Below are 19,883 nucleotides of genomic sequence, written 5' to 3'. Positions count from 1 at the left end.
CACTACTCGCCCAGGCCGCCCGGCCTGCCCGGCCGGTCGGCGGGTTGCCGGTCGGGTCGGGGCGGTCCGGCCATCCCGGAGAGGAGACGCCGCCGGTCTGGTTGGCGGTGTCGTGGCTGTTGAGTTGGGTCAGGAGCATCTGGTGGTCCAGGGCGATCATGATCTGGGGGCGCTGGCCTCCGGTGGAGGGCAGCCGGTCGGTGGCCAGGGCGATCCTCAGGGCGGCGAGGATCCCGTCGAGCTCCAGCTGCGCCCGCGACCGGTCGTCCTCCAGGGCGGCGCCGGGCTCGGGCAGGAACGCCACCGACGAACCACCGGCACCACCAGCGCCGGCCGGCTCGTCCCCGGCACCGGCCGGCCGATTCTCGTCCTCGGGGCCGGACATGCCAGTGGCGTCGGGGCCGCCAACGGTGTCCGCAGCGCCGGTGCCGGCGGTGCCGGTGCCGGATCCGGGCGCACTCGTGGCGTCGGTGCTGCCGGCGCCATTGCCGCTGCCGGCGCCGCTGCCATTGCCGCTGTCGGCGCCATTGCAGGCGCCGCTGTCGGTGGTGGTCTCGGTGGTGTCGGGGGTGGTGTTGCGGGGGTTGGTCGCGGCGCCGGTGACCGTGCGGAGCAGTTCGAACTGATCCGTCGTGACGTTCAGGTGGAACCGGTGCAGCCCCTGACGCTGACCCTTGTAGAACAAGCCCTGCTGGGCCTTCCGCACGGCCTCGGAGGGAGCCAGGCCGTCCTGGTCGATCGCGGCCTCCCACTGCCGCCCGACCGCCTCCACCGTGCCCGGGTCCACGCCGCGGGCCGTCTCGGCCAGACCGGCCTCCATCGCCTCCCACAACCCGACCGCCTCCGGGCCCAGCTGCCGCGCCCGCGGCTCGACCCGCTCCAACGAGCGCACCGCGGTCACCGCGGCCTCCGCCGAGAGGTCCCCCTCGGCCGTGGCGGCGCCCAGGTGCGGGTACTTCGGCTCGAGCCGCTCCCCGGTCAGCGCCCGCCGGGGCAGGAGGGTCCGGGACAGCAGCAGCCGCCGGTTCGTCTCCGCGGTGCTCACGCGCTCGGCGTACCGGAACCAGTCCGCCGTGCCCTTGAACTCCGACAGGCCCCTCCCCGTGCCCGAGGCACCGGCCCCGGCCAGATCCGCCTCGTCGGCGGCCCTGGCCCCCAGCACCCGCCCCTGATCCGAGCGACGGCCCACCGACTCCAGCACGTGCACCAGCGAGGCCGCGGCGTGGGCGTCCAGCGGGCCCGCGCACACCGCCTCGACCGTCTCCACCACCAACCCGTCCAACACGGCCGAGACCGCCTCCCACCGCTCCAACAGCCCCGCCACCGACGGCGACACCGACGCAGGGGACGAGGAAGAGATGGCGGCGGCAGCGACAGCGGCTGCGGAGACCGTAGCGGCGGCATCCCGCACGGCAGCAGGCGAGGCATCCGCAGTCCCTGCTGGCACCTCGCCCGCCCCGCTCGCTCCACCGCTGAAATCCATACCCCCATCCTCCTCCCGCACCACCCTCGCCACCGGGGACGGCAACCCGCCTGTGCACGACCAAGACCCTCACCACCCCTGTGGAGGAGAAGTCATCGAACCGGGATCGACCCGCGCCGCGAGAGGCACGGGACCGCGCCGAGAAGCGCGGCTGGGGCCGGCGCGTCCGGGAGCGGAACCCTTGCCACCGGACCGGTCCGGTGCCACGGTGGAGGCGTCGGTCAGCGTGGACCGGCCGCGTCGAGCGACGCAGACGAGGACGACCGGAGAAAGCCATGGGCAGGTTCGAGGACGAGCGATACCAGAAGTACTACAACCGGCCGCCGCACGGTGAGATCCCGCAGGACCCCAAGCGGCGCGAGGCACTGGAGGCCGGCGCGCCGGAACCCGACGAGGTCGACTACGACCCGAATGTCGAGGCGCCGCGCGACGATTCCTGACCCGGCGCTCACCAGTCCCTGTCCGGCTGCGGCCCCGGAGCATGCCGCTACAGCAGATGCCCGACGGCAGCCCCCGGCGGAGGGACGCCGCCCGCGGGAGAACCCCCGGCTACGGGCCGGCGAGCACCTCGCCGACCCACCGCGGGACCTCGGACGCGGCCGGGCCCAGACGAACCTCCGCGAAGCCGGCGGTCACCTCCGACGGCTCGAGATTCAACTCCACCGTATGGGCCCCGGCGGCCGCCGCTACGTGGACGAACCCGGCCGCGGGGTAGACGTTGCCCGACGTCCCGATGGCTGCGAAGACGCTGCAGTGCTCGAGGGCCTCGAAGATCTCCTCCAGGCCGATCGGCATCTCGCCGAACCAGACCACGTGCGGGCGCAGAGTGCCCGTTGCACGGCAGTCCGGACAGACGGCCTCCACGGTGAGCTCGGGCCAGGCCTCCCGGACCGAGGCACAGGACGTGCAGGTCATCTTCAACAGCTCCCCGTGCATGTGAAGGACGTTCCGAGAACCCGCGCGCTCGTGCAGGTCGTCGATGTTCTGGGTGACGATCAGGACGTCGCCGTCGTACTCCTCCTCGAGCCTGGCGAGAGCCAGGTGGGCGGCATTCGGCTCCACGCCGTCAGTCGCCAGGTGCGCGCGGCGTGCGTTGTAGAAGCGGTGGACCAGGTCTGGATCGGCGTCGAAGGCCTCCGGCGTCGCCACGTCCTCCGGGCGGTGCTCCTCCCACAGGCCGTCGGCCGCGCGGAAGGTCCGGATCCCGGATTCCGCCGAGATGCCTGCCCCGGTGAGGACCACGATCCTCTGCGTCATCCGAACCAGGGCTCCTTGGCGGCGTCGTACGTCCCATCGTTCTCAGCCATGTTCAGCCACTGGTCAACGTACTCCTGGAACGCCTCGTCGCCCTGGGGGAGGAGGTACGCCTTCTGGGAGAAGTTGAACGGCTCGTCCGGGTGGACGGCGCAGAGCTCCGGCTTCTCGTTGGCCACCCACCGGGTCTCCGAGGCGTCCGTGGTCATGACGTCCGCGCGGCCGGCGATGATCTCGTCGAAGATCGCATTGTTGTCCTCGAAGCGGATGATCTCGCCCTCCGGGTAGTGCTCCTCCGCGAACTTCTCGTTGGTGCCGCCGATCGGCGTGATGGAGCGGACGCCGGGCTGGTTGATCTCCTCGATCGTGTCGAACTTCTCCACGTTCTCGCAGAGGGTGATCGGCGTCTTCCCCTCGTCGAGGGTCGCCTCGGTGTAGAACGCCTGCTCCGCCCGTTCCAGCGAGATGGAGATGCCGCCGACGCCGATGTCGCACTGCGTGAGGAAGTCCGGCATCAGATCCTTCCACGTGGTCTGGACGTACTCGACCTCGACGTCCATCCGGGAGGCGAGGTCCTCGACCATCGTGATGTCGATGCCCTCGTACTCGCCGGTCTCCGGGTCGAGGTAGGTGAAGGGGCGGTAATCGCCGGTGGTGCAGACCTTGAGGACGCCGGCCTCCTTCACGGAGGCCAGGCGGGAGTCCTCGGCGGCTGTCGCGGCGCTTCCCTCGGCCGGCTCGGACGCGGGGGCCGCTCCGCCGGAGCACCCGGCGAGGACCAGGGAAGAGGAGACGACGACGGCGGCTAGCAGAGGGCGGGAGCGCATGCGGCGGGCCTTTCGATCAGCGATGTGCTCTGGAACACTACCGAAACGGTGCTCGATCGTCATTCCTACCCGGCCGCTGGCCGGTGGAGACGCGGAGCGGCAGGGATTCAGGGTGTGAAGCGGTAGCCCATCCCGAGTTCGGTCCGGAAGTACTGGGGGTGCGAGCTGTCCAACTCCAGCTTGGACCGCAGCTGGGACATGTAGACGCGCAGATAGTTGGACTCCTCGCCGTACTTGGGGCCCCAGACCGTGGTCAGCAGCTCGGTCCGTCCGATCAGCCGGTGCGGATTGCGCGCGAGCACCTCGAGGAGGCGCCATTCGAGCTTCGTGAGACGGACGGGTTCCCCGGCCACGGAGACGGAGCGGCTCGCGAGATCGATGCGCATCCGACCGTCGGACGTCTCGATGAGCGGCTCGCCGGCGTCCGGCTGCGCCCGGCGCAGGGCGGCGCGCAGCCGGGCCAGGAGCTCATCCATCGCGAACGGTTTCGTGATGAAGTCGTCCGCTCCGCGGTCCAGGGCGTCCACCTTGCTGTGCGACTCGCCGCGGGCCGAGACGACGATGATCGGTATGGAGGACCACCCCCGGATCCCGTCGATGATGTCCGCTCCCTCGAGGTCGGGCAGGCCGAGATCGAGCAGGACCACGTCCGGGTGTACGTCGGCCGCGAGCTTCAGGGCCTGCTGACCCGTCGCCGCGTGGTGCGTGGCGTAGCCGCGGGCCCGGAGATTGACGAGCAGCGCCCGGGCGATCTGGGTGTCGTCCTCGACGACCAGCACGGTGGCGTTCACGGCAGCGGCCTCCACCCCTCGGGCCTCGCCGGGGCGGCGGCCGCTACGCCGTCGTCCGCTACGCCGTCGTCCGCTACGCCGTCGTCCGTTTCGCCGCCGTCCTCCTCGCCGCGGGCTGCTTCTCCGCCGGTCGGCAGCGAGAGCACCATGGTGAGACCGCCGCCGGGCGTGTCCTCGGCGCGGACCGTGCCACCCATGCCCTCGGCCAGCCCGCGGGCGACCGCCAGGCCCAGGCCGACGCCGACGGTCGCGTCGTGGTCCCCGAGCCGCTGGAACGGCCGGAAGATCTGTTCCCGCTGCTCGCGCGGCACCCCCGGTCCGCGGTCGACGATCCGTACCTCTCCGACATCGGCGAGGACCACGACGTCGTCCTCTGCCCGGCTGTACTTCAGCGCGTTCTCCAGCAGATTCGCGAGCACCCGGACCAGGAGCCCATGGTCGCCCAGAACCGGCGGGCACTCGGCCGGTACCTCGACCCGGATCCGGCGCCGCGCGGCGGTATCCCCGTCGACGCTGTGAATGGCTGCTGCCACGAGGTCGTCCACCTCGAGCGGGACGCGGTGGACCACCAGCTCGCCGGCCTGGATGCGGCTCATGTCCAGCAGGTCCTCGATCCGCTCCGTGAGCTGGTCCGCCGATTCCTCGACGGTCTGGAGCAGGTCCCGGGTGTCCTCCGGGCTGAACTGGACGTCCTCCATGCGGAGGCTGGACACGGCGGCCTTGATCCCGGCCAGCGGTGTGCGCAGGTCATGGGAGACGGCTGCAAGCAGAGCGGTGCGCATGGAGTTGCCGGCGGCCAGCTCCTGTGCCCGCAGCCGTGCCTCCGCCAGATCCTGCTGCTGGAGGACTCCGGCGATCCGGGCGGCGAAAGCCTCCATCACGCTGTCGTCGGAGGCATCGCGGGAGGTCCCGTCGATCAGCAGCCGGTGCCGGGCGTCCACGGACAGCGTGCGGTCGCAGGCGGCGGGGTCCGGAACGGACGGACCCGAACTGGCGACGAGCTCCCAGACCCGCTCGGTCCCGCTCGTCTCAGCGGGGCGGCCGACCAGGGCGACGCCGCGGAGGCCGTACGTGGCCCGCAGGCGCTCGAGCAGCGCCGGGACGCTCAGTCCCTCGCTGATCACGCCTCCGGCCAGCTCGAAGAGGACCGCGGCCTGCCGCCGGGCCCGGACCGCCTCTGAGGTCCGGCGTGCCTCGATGTCCACGATGCGTGCTACCCCGGCCGCGACGAGCAGGAACAGGCAGAGGGCCACCACGTTCAGCGGCTCGTGGATCAGCCATTGGCCGGTGGGCGGCGTGAAGAACCAGTTGAGGAGCATGGTGCTCAGCAGCGCGCTCGCCACGGCGGGCCACCACCCGCCGAGGATCGCGACGAACACCACCACCGTGAGATGGCAGAGGAAGTTGAGCGTCGTCGCGTCCGTGCCCGTTCCGGAGCCGAGGAAGCCGGCGGTCAGGGCGACGGGGCCGACGACGGCGAGGAGCCACCCGGCGAGCCGCCGCCTCCAGCTCAGCGGCGAGAACCGTTGACGACGCCGCAGGTCGGCCTCGAACGCCGACGGGTCTGCTGTGCTCACGGTCGCCTCCTGCGCATGGTCCCTGCGGGACGGGTCATCCCGTCCCCGCCCTCTGCCTCCCAGTATCCCCGGCCCGTCACCCGATGATCGGCCGTTCCTCCGGCAACCGGTAGAGGAGCCGCCGTGTGCGCAGCGCCAGGGCGGCCGCGATGGTGATGGTCCCGACGCGGCCCATGAACATCAGGCCGATCAGCACCAGCTCGCCCGTCGCGGGCAGATCGCCCGTGATGCCCGTGGACAAGCCCACGGTCGCGAAGGCGGAGACGCACTCGAAGAGGACCGATTCGAGGTCGTGATCCGTCAGGGCCAGCAGGGCGACGGTGCCCAGCAGGACGGAGCCGACGCCCATCAGGGCCACGGACAGCGCCTGACGCTGGACCGAGGAACTGATCGCACGCGCCCCCACGAGCACCTGGTCGTGGCCGCGGACCTCGTTCCAGATGGCGAAGGCCAGGATGAGGAAGGTGGTGATCTTGATGCCGCCGGCGGTGCCGGCGCTGCCGCCGCCGATGAACATGAGGGTGTCGGTCAGCAGCAGCGTCTCGGACGAGGCCTGGCCGTAGTCGATGCTGTTGAACCCGGCGGTGCGCGGGAAGGCCGTCAGCCCGAACGCGCCCAGGAGCTTACCGCCGACGGTCAGGCCCCCGAGGGTCTCGGGCCGGTTCCACTCGAGCAGGGCGAAGACCAGCATGCCCGAGGACAGCAGGACCGCCGTCCCCCAGAGGGTCAGGCGGAGGTGCATCGAGGGAAGCCTGTGGGTCCTGGGCCGGCTCAGCAGCTCGATGATAACGGGGAACCCCAGGCCCCCGACGATCAATGCCGCGCTCACGGGCAGGATGATCCAGGGGTCCGCCACGTACCCCACGAGGCTGTCGCTGAAGACGGAGAATCCCGCATTGTTGAACGCCGAGACGGCGTGGAAGACGCCGTGCCAGACCGCCGTGCCGGGGGGATGGTCGTAGACCATCCAGAAGCGGACGGTCAGGACGGCGGCCACGGCGGCCTCCACGGTCAGCGAGATCTGCGCGACGCGCAGGAGGACGCGGCGCACGTCGCCGAGATTGAGCGTGTGGGTCTCCGAGGCGGCGGCGAGCTGCGTGCGCACGGTCAGGCGCTTCCGGATCACCAGTGCCAGCAGCGTGCTCAGCGTCATGATGCCGAACCCGCCGACCTGGATCAGCGCCAGGATGACCGTCTGCCCGAACGGCGTCCAGAACGACGACGTGTCGACGGTGATGAGCCCCGTGACACAGACGGCGGAGAACGAGGTGAAGAGGGCGGGCATGAGCACCGGTGCGTCCGCATCGGCCCGGGACGCCGGCAGCATCAGCATCGCGGCCCCGAGGAGGATGACGGCGAGGAACCCCACCGGGACCAGTCGCACGGGGTTCTGCAGGAAGAATCGCTTCAGCCGGCCGGCCGCGGCCGACCACTGCGCCCGGACGGTCCGGCGGACCGGATCCCGGTGTGGAGACTGTACGGCCCCGGCCACGGTCCTGCTCCTCTGCTCTCGTCCTGCCTGCGGAGCCGACCGTTCCGTCGGCGCCATGGGACAGTCCACGCCTCCGAGTGCCGTGCGTGGGGCGTTCTTAATGCCGTGCTAACGCCCCGCTCGCCCTTCTTGACGCCGCCCTCACGCGGAGATGCACCGTGGGCCCGAGCGTCCCAGCGGCGGAGCCGGCTGCGCCCGGCGCGCGGCAGCCGCCGGCGACCCTGCCCACCGGCACCCGGCCGCCGCCACGAGATGCCCCGGAACAGGTAACGTGAGGGTGCGCGTGCAGGCAGCTGGCACCCCGCGGAACCACAGAAGGAGCACCACCATGAGCGACGCCATCAACCTCGGCCCGGCCGCCGAGATCGAGGAGGGCGAGGCCCGCGTGGTCCCGTCCGAGGAGATCGGGACCGACGACGACGTGACGATCTTCCACGCCGAGGACGGCAGCTTCTACGCACTCGACGACACGTGCACGCACGAGACCGCCTCGCTCGCCGACGGCTGGATCGAGGGCACCGAGATCGAGTGCCCGCTGCACTCCGCCCGGTTCTGCCTGAAGACCGGCGAGGCCACGTGCATGCCCGCCACCGTCGGCGTCCGCCCGCACAAGGTCGAGGTCGTCGACGGCGATCTGGTGCTGTACCCGAACCAGGCTCCCTGAGCCGGCCGGTCATCGAGTGCAAGCGGCGAGGACGGAGACCGGGGCGATGGAGACGAACGGCAGGGGCATCGACTCGATCGTGGTGGTCGGCGGCGGAGTCGCCGGCCTCACGGTGCTGCGCGAGCTGCGCCGGCACGGCTACGCGGGCTCGCTGACGCTCGTCGACCCCGACGGCCTGCCCTACGACCGCCCGCCCCTGAGCAAGGGGTACCTCCTCGGCGAGAAGTCGGGCGAGGACATCCTGCTCTCCCCGCCCGACTGGTTCGTCGAGAACCGTGTGGACCTCCACGCCGGACGCGTCCGCGAGATCCGCCCGGACTGCGGCGCTGTCCTGCTCGACGACGGCCGGGAGATCGCGGCGGACCGGATCGTCCTCGCCACCGGCGGGACGCCGCGCCGGCTCCCTGTCCCCGGCGGTGACCTGCCGGACGTCCTGGCGCTGCGGACCCGCGACGACGCCGACCGGCTGCGGGCCGAGCTCTCGCCGGGCCGTCGCCTCGTGGTGGTCGGCGCCGGCCTCATCGGTGCCGAGGTCGCCTCCGCGGCCGCGGCGCTCGGAGCCGAGACCACGCTGATCGAGCCCGTGGACCCGCCCCTGGTCCCGGCGGTCGGCCCGGAGATCGCCCGGCGCCTCCACGACATGCACGCCGAGCACGGCGTCCGCGTCATCACTGCGGTGCCCAGCGCGATCGAGCGCCACGCGGAGGGGTTCAGCGTCCACGTGGACCCAGACGCGGCGAGCCCCGCTGCGCCGCGTGCCGGCGCCTCCAGCGCCGCCGAGCCGACATCCACCGCCCCGGGCGCGCCCGGCGACCTCGGGCTCACGGTCCCGGCCGACGTCGTCCTGGTGGGCATCGGCGTCCGCCCCGACACGGCGCTCGCCGAGGCCGCAGGCCTGGAGGTGGACGACGGCGTCGTCGTCGATCCGTCCCAGCTCACCAGCCATCCGCGTGTGTACGCGGTCGGCGACGCGGCGCGGACCCGTGCGGCCGACGGGACGCTGCGGCGCCGGGCCGAGCACTGGGAGCACGCCATGCACAGCGGGACCACGGCCGCCGCGGCCCTGCTCGGCCTGCCGCTGCCGCAGCACGGCGCGCCCTGGTTCTGGTCCGACCGGTACGGCGTGCACGTCGAGGGCGTGGGGAGCATGGTCGGCGGCGAGACCACTGTCCTGCGCTTCGCTGCGGCCGAAGCCGAAGCCGAAGCCGTGGGCGCTGAGGGAGCCGTGGGGAACGCTGGCGGGGGAGCCCCGGGCACAGAGCCCTCGACCGAGGCTGCCGCCGGTGGTGCGTCCGCGGAGCGGGGACCCCTCGTGGCGGCCTTCCGCCTCGGGGCCGACGGGACCATGATCGGCGCCGCCGCGATCGACGGCGGAGCGCTGATCCGCGCCGCGCGCCGCATCATCGACCGCGGCATCGTCGTGGACCCGGTCCAGCTCGCCGACCCCGCAGTCGACGTGAAGCGGTTCGCCCGCGGCCGCTGAGGGTCTCCCGCGCCGTCGTACGCCGTCGCGCCGCTGACGGCCGCCATCGTCGCCGACTGCCGCCGGTCGTCACCGCCCCGCGTGCCTACGCCGGGTCGGCCGCCAGCTCCGCTGCGTACTGCTCCATGGCGCCGGCGAGACGGCGCACGCCCTCCCGCAGGCCGTCCGGCGGCACCGAGCAGAACGCGAGCCGCAGCTGGTGGGCGCCCTGCCCGTCCGTGAAGAAGGAGGCGCCCTGGATGAACACCACGTTCCGCTCCAGCGCGGCCTCGAGCAGCTCGTTCGCCCGCCAGTGCTCCGGCAGCGTGACCCAGCTGAAGAACCCGCCCTCCGGCCGGCTGAACGCGGGCCGGCTGAAGGAGGCGCCCTCCGGCAGCGAGTCCTCGAGGGCGCGGCAGAGCGCGTCGGCGCGCTCGGCGTAGCGCGCGGCCACGGCGGCGACCGACTCCCGCCAGGGCGTCTGCCGGACGAAGGCCGTCGCCAGGGCCTGGCTCAGACCCGAGGCGCTGATCGTCGTCGACTCCGCGGCCAGCTGGAGCTCGCGGCGCAGCCACGGCGGCGCGCAGACCCAGCCGACGCGCAGGCCGGGGGAGAGGATCTTGGAGAACGAGCCGAGGTACAGGACATTGTCCGGGTCCAGCCCGTGCAGCGACGGTCGCGTCGCCTCGGTGAAGCTCAGGAGGCCGTAGGGGTTGTCCTCGACGATCGGGACGCCGAAGCGCCGGCAGACCTCCACCACGGCACGGCGGCGTGCGGTCGCCAGGGTGATGCCCGTCGGGTTGTGGAAGTTGGGGACGGTGTAGACGAATCGCGGCAGCCGGGACGCGGCGGCGAGCTCCTCGAGCAGCCGTTCCAGGTCCTCCGGGACCATCCCGTCGTGGTCCATCGCGACGTGCCGGACCTGCACGCCCGCGCCGCCGAAGACGCCCAGCGCGCCCACGTAGGTGGGCCCCTCAGCGACCACCGTGTCGCCGGGGTCGCAGAGGAGCTTCACGATCAGGTCCAGGCCCATCTGGGAGCCGCTGGTCACCTGGATGGACTCCGGTGCGGCCAGGATCCCCTCGGCCGCCATGACCTCCGGGATGGCCTCCCGGAGCGCCGCCTCGCCCGGCCCGGAGCCGTACTGGAGGGTGCTCCCCGCCCGGGTCGCGATGGCCTCGGCGGCCGCCTCGGCCATCCAGTCGAGGTCCATGAGGGAGAGATCGGGATTCCCGCCGGCCAGCGAGATCATGCCGGGCTGCAGGGAAAGCTCCCAGACGTCGCGGACCGCGGACGGCGTGAAGCCGGCGGCGCGGCGGGCCAGACGCGGACCCGTCTGTGCAGAAGTCATGTGCGAACTCCTTCGTTCGGCTGCTTTCGGCGTCGTCCGGCGTCGTCCGACGACGGGAGTCCCGCAGGTCCCCCTGGGACGAAGACTAACGACGGCGGCCGCACGAGGCGAGCCTGCAGCGGAGCGACGCCCGGGTGGGCGCCTGCGCCGGGTGCGCCCCGGGAGGGGCACAGGTCCGGCTCAGCGGGCCGATCGGCGGTACCGCGTGGGCGTCAGCCCGGTCTCCCGGCGGAACTGGCGGTTGAAGTTGGAGAGGTTGGAGTACCCGACCTGGTGGGCGATCCGGGCGACCGGCAGCGACGTGCCCAGGAGGAGCTTGCTGGCGTGGGCGATGCGCAGCCGGCGCACCATGGCCGCGAAGTTCTGGCCGCTGGCCCGGGCGAAGTACCGGGAGAACGCGGAGTCGGACATGCCGGCCATGCGTGCCGCCTCGGACAGCCGGATGTCGCCCGTCAGGTTCTCGGAGACGTAGTTCAGCGCGCGTCCGACGATCTCCTGCGCGTCCGGGGTGTTCGCCGGCGGCACCCACCCGTCGGTGAGCAGCCGGTACTCGCCCTCGGGAGCCTCCGCCAGCCGGCGGAACAGGTCCAGCATGCTCAGCAGCCGGTCCATGCCGGTGGTGGCCCCGACCGCCTCGAGCAGCCGGGCAGCGTCCTCGGCGGTGGCGCCGCCGAACTCGACGCCGAACCTGGCCCTGGCCCACAGGTCGCCGAGCTCGCCGAGCTCGGGCAGGAGCAGCTCGCATTCCTGCAGCCACTCGTGCCGGAACTGCAGGACCACGTCCGAGTCCTCGAGGACCTCGCCCGGGGGCACCTGCGTCAGCCACTCGTGCGGGATGTTCGGTCCCACCAGGACCAGCTGGCCGTGCTCGAAGTGGCCGACGCTCCCGCCGACGATGTACTGGCCGTGCCGGCGGGCCAGGTGCAGCTCGTACTCGGGGTGGTAGTTCCAGCGCGCGAACACCCCCGGGTAGTCGTGCTGGTGCCAGCGGGCGGAGTGCCGGGGATCGTGCGGGACGACCTCGCGCATCGCGGGCCGCGCGTCGGCCGCCACGGATGCGGCGGGCGCGGCGGGTGCTACGGATGCGGCGGGCGCGGCGGGTGCTGCGGCACGGTCGAGCAGGGAACGGGCCATGCCCCCAGCCTACGTCGCCCACGTCACAGCGGTGCAAGAAAGTATCAGTTCCGGACTGGAGAGACGCTAGTCACACTCCCCGCCCGGTCCTAGATTCGAGGGGCAGGAGAAACGCCCGCGCCCCGGAGTGCGCACAGCACCGGGCGGGTGTCCGTGGACCAGAGAGGCTGACCGGTATGAATTTGCAGGAGACTTTCGGGCTGGCAGGCCGCGTCGCCGTGGTGACCGGCGGAACGCGTGGGCTCGGCGCGGCGTTCGCCCGGGCCCTGGCGGACGCCGGCGCCGACGTGGCGATCGCCGCCCGCAGCATCGACGACGGGGCTTCCGGCGGGACCTCTCCCGGAGCAGATGCCGACGGCGGGACCGCCTCCGGCCCGGGGACCGCCACCGGCCCGGGGACCTCCGACGGCGGCGGAGACACCGGGAGCACGGCGGCCGCGCTCGCGGACCTCGAGTCGCGCGGCGTGCGGGCGCGCGCCTACCGGGTGGACGTCACGCGGCGCGACGACGTCGAACGCCTCCTCGCCGATGTCCTGGCCGACTTCGGCCGGGTGGACGTCCTCGTGAACAACGCGGGGACCTGCATCCACCGGCCGGCGCTGGAGGTGGCGGACGAGGAGTGGGACTCCGTCCTCGACGTGAACGTCAACGCCCTGTGGAAGTGCTCCCAGGTCTTCGGCCGGCACTTCGTGGAGCAGCGGGCCGGGAACATCGTCAACATCGGCTCGATCTCGGCGCAGATCGTCAACCGCCCGCAGTGGCAGCCCGCCTACAACGCCTCCAAGGCGGCCGTCCACCAGCTCACCAAGAGCCTGGCCGCCGAGTGGGCCCCGTACAACGTCCGCGTCAACGCGCTCGCCCCCGGCTACGTGGGGACGGACATGGCGCCCGTGGACGACCCCCGGTTCAAGCCCCGCTGGATCGACGACGCGCCCATGCAGCGGGCGGCCACGCCGGAGGAGATCGCGCCCTCGGTGATCTACCTGGCCAGCGACGCCTCGACCTTCACCACGGGCACGGTGCTCGTCGCCGACGGCGGCTACACCCTCTTCTGACCCCAGACCCATCCAGTGGTACGCGCCCCGAGCGGGCGAGAACTGAGGAGACACCATGGACAACAAGCTCACGACGCCGACGCGGAGGCAGCTCCTCCGCATCGGCGGGGCCGGGCTCGCGGCCGCGGCCCTGGGCGGCCTGACCGCCTGCGGGCAGACGGCCTCCGCGCCGGTGCCGCCGCCCAGCCCGGGCGGCGACCCGTGGCGCCGGTTCGCGGGGACCACGATCAACTTCATCTCGGAGAACACGGCGCCCACGGCGGCGATCGCCGCGAACCTGCAGCCGTTCAAGGAGTTGACCGGCATCGACATCAACATCGTCACTCTGGATCTCCAGGCGCTCGTGCAGCGGGTGGCGCTGGACCTGGCCGGCGGCCAGTCCCAGTACGACGTCGTCTACGCCGATCCGTACCAGGTCCTCGCCCCGTACGCGGCCGGACTCGCGGACCTGCGCGAGTTCGCCGCGGACGACTCCTACCCACCGCTGGAGGGCGGCTTCGAGGACTTCATCCCGACGCAGCTGCAGGCCACCGGCATGTTCGGCGGGTCGGACGCGATCTACGCGCTGCCGTACGACTGCCCGACGATGATCTGGCAGTACCGGATGGACCTCTTCGAGAAGTACCACAGCCGCATGCAGGCGGACCTCGGATTCGACCCGACGCCGTCGGGGGAGCGGACCTGGGAGGAGTACTTCCGGATCGCCGAGTGGATCAACGAGAACGTGGACGAGGTGCCCTACGGCACCGGCCACCAGGCCAAGCAGCACGATTCGCTGATGGCCGACTTCTCCAACGTCCTCTGGGCCTACGGCGGGGACTACTTCCCGGACGGCCAGCAGGTGGGCCTCCGCGGCACCGACGATCCGGGCCCCTGCCTGCTCGATTCGCCGGAGGCGATCGAGGCCGCCGACTTCTACCGGCGCCTGGTCTCGATCGCCCACCCGGGGTCGCTGGGCTGGGACTGGGACGGCGTCGGCAACGCGCTGGCCGCCGGCGAGGTAGCGATGGCACCGAACTGGCACGAGTTCGCGGCCACCAACGAGGCGGCCCTGCCGGGCCAGGTCGGCTACGCGCCGCTGCCGCAGGGCCCCGCCGGCACGGCGAATCACTTCGGCGGCACCGGCATCGGGATCAGCGCGATGTCCGAGGGCGCCCGGCGCGGGGCCGCCTGGCTGTTCGTCAACTGGGCGACCTCGCCCGCCACGCAACTGAGCAACCTGAAGTCCTCCGCCGGCGGCGGAACGCCCACCCGGCAGTCCGTCTACGCGCTGCCGGAGGTCCAGGCCGCGACGACGCGGCCCTCGGAGATGCCGAACATGCTCACCGCGGACGCGGTCGGCATCGCGTGGGAGGAGGACAGGATCGGGCTCCGGCCCAAGATCCCCATGTGGAACGAGTGCGACACGGCGCTCTTCACGGAACTGTCCCGCATGCTCGCGGGCCAGAAGGCAGCGCGGGAGGCCATGGAGGACGCGACGTCCCGCATCGACGGAATTGTAGCCAGGGGGTGGGTCGCATGAGTGCCGATCAGACCGCAGACCAGGGCGCCGCGCGCGGCGGGGGCACGGCCGAGGGCAAGGCCCCGGGCCGGCCCGGGATGGGTCCGACGCCGGTCGCCCCGCCCGCCGGTCAGCACGATCGGCGGGGCCCCGGCCGCATCGCGTTCACCGGATGGATGATGGCCCCGGGCGTCGCCCTGCTCGGCGTGCTGTCCCTCATCCCGCTGGTCATGCTGATCATGATGAGCTTCAGCCGGGTCCGCCTCCTCGGCGGGCTGCAGCTGGAGTTCGTCGGACTCGACAACTGGATCCGCGCCTTCGGCGACGTGGAGCTGTGGAAGAGCTGGGGCCTGACCCTCGGCTACTTCGCGGCCACGCTGGGCGTGGAACTGGTGCTGGGCATCGCGATCGCCGTCGTCCTGAACCGGCTGAGCCGCGGCCGCGGTCTCCTGCTGCCGCTCATCCTGCTGCCGATGTTCGTGGCGCCCTCGATCGTGGGCCTGCTCGGCCGCTACATGCTGGACCCGACGTTCGGGCTCTACGCGCACCTGCTGCAGGGGCTCGGCTTCGAGCAGGACGTGCTCGGCAATCCCGTCTCCGCGTTCGTCGCCGTCACCCTGATGGATGTGTGGGAGTGGACGCCGCTGATCGCGCTCATCACCCTCGCCGGTCTGAGCGGGGTGAACCCCTCGGTGCTGGAGGCGGCGTCGATCGACGGCGCGGACGAGTGGAAGAAGTTCTGGAACATCGTCCTGCCGTCCATCAAGCCGATCCTGCTGGTCGCCATTCTGATCCGCTCCATGGACGCCGTGCGGTACTTCGACATCATCAGCGTCACCACCAACGGTGGGCCGGCGGACGCCACCAAGATCGTCCCCGTCCGGCTCTACGAGGCCGCGTTCCGGTTCTTCGACCTCGGATACGCCGCCGTCATCGGCATCATGATGCTCGCGCTGACCATCATGATCGCCCGGCTCTTCGTCGGCCTGCTCAGCGAGAAGGAGACCCACTGATGTCCACGCACACCATCGCCACGCCCCGGAGGCGCACAGTGCGCGGGCGCGGCCCCGGCGGCATCGTCGCCGTCGTCTTCCTGGTCCTCGCGCTCGCCTGGACGGTCGTCCCGCTGGTCTGGATGCTGCTCGGCTCCTTCAAGGGGCCCGGCGACGTCACCGCGTCGACGCCGCAGTGGCTGTTCACGCCGACCTGGCGGAACTACGAGAACCTCTTCAGCGGCGCCAACAACCTGGCGACCTACTTGAACCACTCCGTCATCGCAGCGGTCGGCGCGGCCGTCATCGCCACGGTGCTCGGCACGCTCGGCGGGTACGGCCTGGCGCGCACCGCCTTCAAGGGCAAGAAGGGGCTGTCCTTCTGGTTCATCTCCACCCGCATGGCCCCGATCGCGGCCGTGGTCCTGCCGCTGTTCCTGGTCTTCCGCTTCGCGGGACTGATCGACACCCTGCCCGGACTGATCCTCGCGTACCTGACGTTCAACCTGCCGTTCGCGATCTGGATCATGAGCGCCTTCTTCGAGGCGATCCCGCCGTCGCTCGAGGAGTCGGCGGAGGTCGCGGGGTGCACGCGCTGGCAGACGTTCTGGTACGTCGCGCTGCCACTGACCAAGGCCGGGATCGTCACGACGGCGGTGCTCTGCCTGGTCTTCGCGTGGAACGACTACGCGTTCGCCACGGTCATCTCCGGGCCGAACTCCCAGACCCTGCCGATCGCCGCGACGCAGCTGGTCACCCAGACCGGCGTCGACTGGGGCCAGCTCACCGCGATCGGGACGATCGTGGTGCTCCCCATGATCCTGGTGGGCCTCGCCGTGCGGCGCTGGCTCGTCACCGGGCTCACGCTCGGTGCCGTCACCGGCGAGTAGGGGCCCGCCGTGGCACAGCGAGCGAACAGAATGAGTCAGAGAGCATCAGGAACCGGTCGGCAGCGCCGACGCCGAAGTGGAGGAGAAGCATGAATCACCAGAACCCCAGCGCAGTCCTGCACGCGCCTCAGGACCTGCGCATCGAGGACCGGCCCGTCCCGGAGGCCGGGCCCGGCCAGGTGCTCGTCCGCGTCGAGGCCGTCGGCATCTGCGGGTCCGACGTCCACTACTACGAGCACGGCCGGATCGGAGACTTCGTCGTCGAGGCGCCGATGATCATCGGGCACGAGGCCGCCGGCACCATCGAGGCGGTCGGCGCCGGCGTCCCGGCCGACCGCGTCGGCCAGCTCGTGGCGCTGGAGCCGGGCGTGCCCTGCCGGTCCTGCCAGGAGTGCCTCTCGGGCCGCTACAACCTGTGCCCCGACGTCGTCTTCTTCGCCACACCGCCGGTCGACGGCGCCATCAGCCGGCTCGTGACGATCGATGCCGCCTTCGCGCACCCCGCCCCGGAGGCCGTGACCGCCGAGCAGGCCGCCATGGCCGAGCCCGTGTCGGTGGGCGTCTGGGCGTGCCGCAAGGCCGGGGTGTCCGTGGGGGATCGGGTGCTCATCACCGGGGCGGGCCCGATCGGGCTGCTCGCCGCGCAGGTGGCCCGGGCGTTCGGGGCCAGCCGCGTGACAGTGACGGACCTGAGCGACAGCCGACTGGAGAAGGCAGCCGCGCTCGGGATCGAGGCCCGGCGGGCCGACGCGGGACCCGACGGCGAGTTCGACGTCCTGCTCGAATGCTCGGGCGCCGCGCCCGCGTTCCGCTCCGGCGTGGGCCAGCTCGCCCGGGCCGGCCGGGCCGTGCTCATCGGGATGGGCGCGGACACGGTGCCCCTGGACGTGCACCTGATCCAGGGCCGCGAGCTGACCATCTCCGGCATCTTCCGCTACGCCAACTGCTACCCGGCGGCCCTGCAGCTGATCGGGACCGGCCAGGTGGACGTGGACGCCCTGATCACGCACCGATTCGGTCTCGAGGAGACGGAGGCCGCCATGACCGTCAACCGGCGTGACCCGCACGCGTTGAAGGCCATGGTCCTGCCGAACGGCTGACGAGGCCCGAACGAGCAACGGGACAGGGGCTCGGCCCGCCGGATCTCCGGCGGGCCCAGCCCCTGTCCCGTCTGTTCTGCGCTGTTCTGCTCGCGCGGACTCTCCCGAGACCTCAGTGCCGCGGGGCGGGCCGGCGCCGCGCGGCGAGCAGCAGCCCTCCGCCGGCGACCAGGGCCAGGCCGAGCAGGCCGGCCCAGGCGGCCAGGGTGCCCGTGTGCGCCAGGAAGCCGCCGTCGCGCTCTGACTGCCGCTCGACGTCGGCGGCGATGTCCGCGACCTCCGGCTCGAGCGTCGCACTGCCGGACGGGGTTGCGGCTGGGACGACCGCCGCGCTCTCGCTCGGTGCGGGCGTCGCGGACGGGGTCGGCTCGTCGGTCGGCACCGGGGTCTGGCTCGGAGCCGGCGTCTCGGACGGGGCGGGACCGTCGGTGGGGGCCGGGGTCTGGCTCGGCGCCGGCGTCTCCGACGGCGTGGTGCCGGCCGCGATCGCCCGCCCGATCTCGGCGGGGTCCACGATCTCGTGCGCCGCGAAGTAGTTCACGGTCGCATCGATGTCCACCTGTCCCGAGTCGGCCCGGTCGGTGCCCTCGGCGAACGTGGTGAAGTTGTCGCCGCCGGCGGCGAGGAAGGAGTTCGCCACGACGCGGAAGACCTCGTCGGAGCCGATCGGCTCGCCCAGGTAGGACATCTCCAGGATCCGCTCGCCCTGCGGCCGCGAGTCGTCGTACGCGTACGCGAAGCCCTCGGAGACGCCGAGGTGCAGCTTCGGCCGGGAGGACCCGGCGGGCTGCCACTGCTGCTCCAGCAGCGCCTTGATCTGCGCTCCGGTCAGGTCCATGGTGACCAGGGTGTTGGCGAACGGCTGGACCATGGCCGCCTCCGCGAAGGTCACCACGCCGCCGTCGTTCCCCACGTACAGGTCCTCGCGGACGCCGCCCGGGTTCATGAACGCGATCTGCGCCGGCTCGCCGGCGTACGTCTCGTTCGACGTCGCCCACAGCTGGATGTCCGCCACCAGGTTCACGGCGCTGGACTCGTGGCCGCGGCTGTCGCCGGGCTCGGACGCGGGGTCCGCGGGGTCCACGGCGCGCAGGATGTCGCCGGAGATCCGGCCGATCACCTCGGAGCCGACCACCTCGGCCTCCGCGACCGCCTGCTCGACGATCTTCGCGACGGTCGGGTCGGCGGCGTAGTCGCCCCCGGCGAGCGTGACGACCTCCGAGTCGTGGGCGACCACGTCGCCGGTGGCGGGGTCGACCTCGAGGGTCACGCGGGAGAGCGCCTTGCCGTAGTCGGCGCCCATCACGACGGGTCGGGTCGCACCGGCGTCGCCGACGGGCACCTCGCAGTTGTAGGACAGATGGGTGTGGCCGGAGAAGATCGCGTCGATCTCCGGGGAGGCGTCGCGCACCAGTCGCGCGTAGTCGGTCCCCTCCGTGGTCAGCGCGGCGCACTCGCCGGTCTCCGAGCCGTCGTGGGTCAGCAGGACGACGACGTCGGCCTCGCCGTTGGAGTCGTCGCCGTCGGAGAGCTGGCCGGCGACCCGGTCGGCCGCCTCGAGCTGGCTGCCGAAGTCGAGGTCCGCCACGAGCTCGGGGTTGACGAGGGACTCGACGGACTCGACGACCGTGCCGACGAACCCGATCGTCACGCCGTCGACCTCGCGCAGCGCGTACTCGGGCAGAGCCGGTGTGGTGGTGCCGGCGTGGTAGACGTTGGCGCCGAGCACGAAGGCGCTGCCGTCGGTGCCGGTGGCGGCGGCGTAGCGCTCCTGGACGCGGCCGCTCAGGTCGGCGAAGCCGCGGTCGAACTCGTGGTTGCCCACCGCGGACGCGACCAGGCCGGCGGCCGAGAGGGCATCGATGGTCGGGTTGTCCTGCTGCGACATGGACGTGAAGGTGGAGGCGCCGATGTTGTCGCCGGCCGAGACGAGCAGCGTGTTCGGGTTCTCGGCGGTGAAGGCCTGGACGGCCCCGGCGAGTTTGGCGGCGCCGACGGCGCCGCTGAACGAGTCCTCCTCGAGGCGCCCGTGGAAGTCGTTGATGCCGAGCAGGTCGACGGTCACGTTCTCGGCGGCCGCCGCGAGGGGGACGGCCTCCGGGGAAGGGCTCGAGTCCGCGCTGCTGGAGGCCGTCGCTGATGCGGTGCTCGACTCGGCCGCCGGCTGGGCGTGCGCCGGGCCGGCGAGCAAGCCGGCCCCGGCCACGGACAGCGCAGCCACCATGCCGGCGGTGCGGGCCAGCCGTGGGCGCTGTGGATCTGAACTTGTCATGAAGGCTCCCCAGGATTTACGCGAGTGAATGAAGGGTC

Annotated in this window: 17 protein-coding genes; 8 read left to right on the top strand and 9 right to left on the bottom strand. The window is 72.2% G+C overall.

Annotated features, from left to right (window positions below; genetic code table 11):
- Positions 1-1,336 (bottom strand): DUF222 domain-containing protein (locus ABD784_RS09545; RefSeq protein ID WP_344883398.1); only part of this gene is annotated, 1,336 nt, incomplete at its 3' end.
- Between the two features lie 422 nt (positions 1,337-1,758).
- Here ABD784_RS09545 and ABD784_RS09540 point away from each other — a divergent pair.
- Complete coding sequence (locus tag ABD784_RS09540; RefSeq protein ID WP_344883395.1) at positions 1,759-1,923, top strand: hypothetical protein; 165 nt, start codon at positions 1,759-1,761, stop codon at positions 1,921-1,923.
- A gap of 109 nt (positions 1,924-2,032) precedes the next feature.
- On the opposite strand, the gene cobB is transcribed toward ABD784_RS09540, so the two are convergent.
- From cobB to ABD784_RS09515, 5 genes are all read right to left on the bottom strand, one after another.
- The gene (gene cobB, locus ABD784_RS09535; RefSeq protein WP_344883392.1) at positions 2,033-2,740 is read right to left on the bottom strand and encodes a Sir2 family NAD+-dependent deacetylase; all 708 of its coding nucleotides are present in this window, start codon (positions 2,738-2,740) and stop codon (positions 2,033-2,035) included.
- Positions 2,737-3,564 (bottom strand): transporter substrate-binding domain-containing protein, encoded by an 828-nt coding sequence (locus ABD784_RS09530; protein WP_344883389.1) that lies wholly within the window; start codon positions 3,562-3,564, stop codon positions 2,737-2,739. The genes cobB and ABD784_RS09530 overlap by 4 nt, the downstream gene beginning before the upstream one ends.
- 107 nt (positions 3,565-3,671) lie before the next feature.
- Complete coding sequence (locus ABD784_RS09525) at positions 3,672-4,355, bottom strand: response regulator (protein WP_344883386.1); 684 nt, start codon at positions 4,353-4,355, stop codon at positions 3,672-3,674.
- On the bottom strand, positions 4,352-5,932 hold the full coding sequence (locus ABD784_RS09520; protein ID WP_344883383.1) for a sensor histidine kinase: 1,581 nt from the start codon (positions 5,930-5,932) through the stop codon (positions 4,352-4,354). Before ABD784_RS09520 ends, ABD784_RS09525 begins: the two co-directional genes overlap by 4 nt.
- A 76-nt stretch (positions 5,933-6,008) precedes the next feature.
- Positions 6,009-7,424 (bottom strand): TrkH family potassium uptake protein, encoded by a 1,416-nt coding sequence (locus ABD784_RS09515; protein WP_344883380.1) that lies wholly within the window; start codon positions 7,422-7,424, stop codon positions 6,009-6,011.
- Between the two features lie 328 nt (positions 7,425-7,752).
- On the opposite strand from ABD784_RS09515, the gene ABD784_RS09510 reads away from it, so the two are divergent.
- Both ABD784_RS09510 and ABD784_RS09505 read left to right on the top strand, forming a co-directional pair.
- Entirely contained in the window at positions 7,753-8,088 is a 336-nt protein-coding gene (locus ABD784_RS09510; protein WP_344883377.1) for a non-heme iron oxygenase ferredoxin subunit, read from the top strand.
- A gap of 46 nt (positions 8,089-8,134) precedes the next feature.
- The gene (locus ABD784_RS09505; RefSeq protein ID WP_344883374.1) at positions 8,135-9,571 is read left to right on the top strand and encodes an NAD(P)/FAD-dependent oxidoreductase; all 1,437 of its coding nucleotides are present in this window, start codon (positions 8,135-8,137) and stop codon (positions 9,569-9,571) included.
- Between the two features lie 85 nt (positions 9,572-9,656).
- Here the strand turns inward: ABD784_RS09505 and ABD784_RS09500 are convergent, their stop codons facing one another.
- Together ABD784_RS09500 and ABD784_RS09495 are read right to left on the bottom strand one after the other, a co-directional pair.
- The gene (locus ABD784_RS09500) at positions 9,657-10,901 is read right to left on the bottom strand and encodes an aminotransferase-like domain-containing protein (RefSeq protein ID WP_344883371.1); all 1,245 of its coding nucleotides are present in this window, start codon (positions 10,899-10,901) and stop codon (positions 9,657-9,659) included.
- Between the two features lie 180 nt (positions 10,902-11,081).
- Complete coding sequence (locus ABD784_RS09495; protein WP_344883368.1) at positions 11,082-12,035, bottom strand: AraC family transcriptional regulator; 954 nt, start codon at positions 12,033-12,035, stop codon at positions 11,082-11,084.
- 176 nt (positions 12,036-12,211) lie between these two features.
- Between ABD784_RS09495 and ABD784_RS09490 the strand changes: the two genes are divergently transcribed.
- The 5 genes from ABD784_RS09490 (at position 12,212) to ABD784_RS09470 (ending at position 17,573) form a co-directional block, all read left to right on the top strand.
- Positions 12,212-13,090: an SDR family oxidoreductase gene (locus ABD784_RS09490; protein WP_344883365.1), complete on the top strand. Its 879-nt coding sequence runs from the start codon at positions 12,212-12,214 to the stop codon at positions 13,088-13,090.
- Positions 13,091-13,145: 55 nt separating this feature from the next.
- Positions 13,146-14,612: an ABC transporter substrate-binding protein gene (locus tag ABD784_RS09485; RefSeq protein WP_344883362.1), complete on the top strand. Its 1,467-nt coding sequence runs from the start codon at positions 13,146-13,148 to the stop codon at positions 14,610-14,612.
- Positions 14,609-15,604, top strand: a complete 996-nt coding sequence (locus tag ABD784_RS09480) for a carbohydrate ABC transporter permease (RefSeq protein ID WP_344883358.1) — start codon at positions 14,609-14,611, stop codon at positions 15,602-15,604. The genes ABD784_RS09485 and ABD784_RS09480 overlap by 4 nt, the downstream gene beginning before the upstream one ends.
- Positions 15,604-16,473: a carbohydrate ABC transporter permease gene (locus ABD784_RS09475; protein ID WP_344883355.1), complete on the top strand. Its 870-nt coding sequence runs from the start codon at positions 15,604-15,606 to the stop codon at positions 16,471-16,473. Before ABD784_RS09480 ends, ABD784_RS09475 begins: the two co-directional genes overlap by 1 nt.
- An 89-nt stretch (positions 16,474-16,562) precedes the next feature.
- The gene (locus ABD784_RS09470; RefSeq protein WP_344883352.1) at positions 16,563-17,573 is read left to right on the top strand and encodes an NAD(P)-dependent alcohol dehydrogenase; all 1,011 of its coding nucleotides are present in this window, start codon (positions 16,563-16,565) and stop codon (positions 17,571-17,573) included.
- 112 nt (positions 17,574-17,685) lie between these two features.
- Here the strand turns inward: ABD784_RS09470 and ABD784_RS09465 are convergent, their stop codons facing one another.
- Complete coding sequence (locus ABD784_RS09465) at positions 17,686-19,845, bottom strand: bifunctional metallophosphatase/5'-nucleotidase (RefSeq protein ID WP_344883349.1); 2,160 nt, start codon at positions 19,843-19,845, stop codon at positions 17,686-17,688.
- Positions 19,846-19,883: the final 38 nt, after the last annotated feature.

Source organism: Zhihengliuella alba (assembly GCF_039538765.1).
GTDB lineage: Bacteria > Actinomycetota > Actinomycetes > Actinomycetales > Micrococcaceae > Zhihengliuella > Zhihengliuella alba.
Note: the sequence above shows the minus strand (reverse complement) of the source record. Positions and strands in the feature narration are given on the sequence as shown.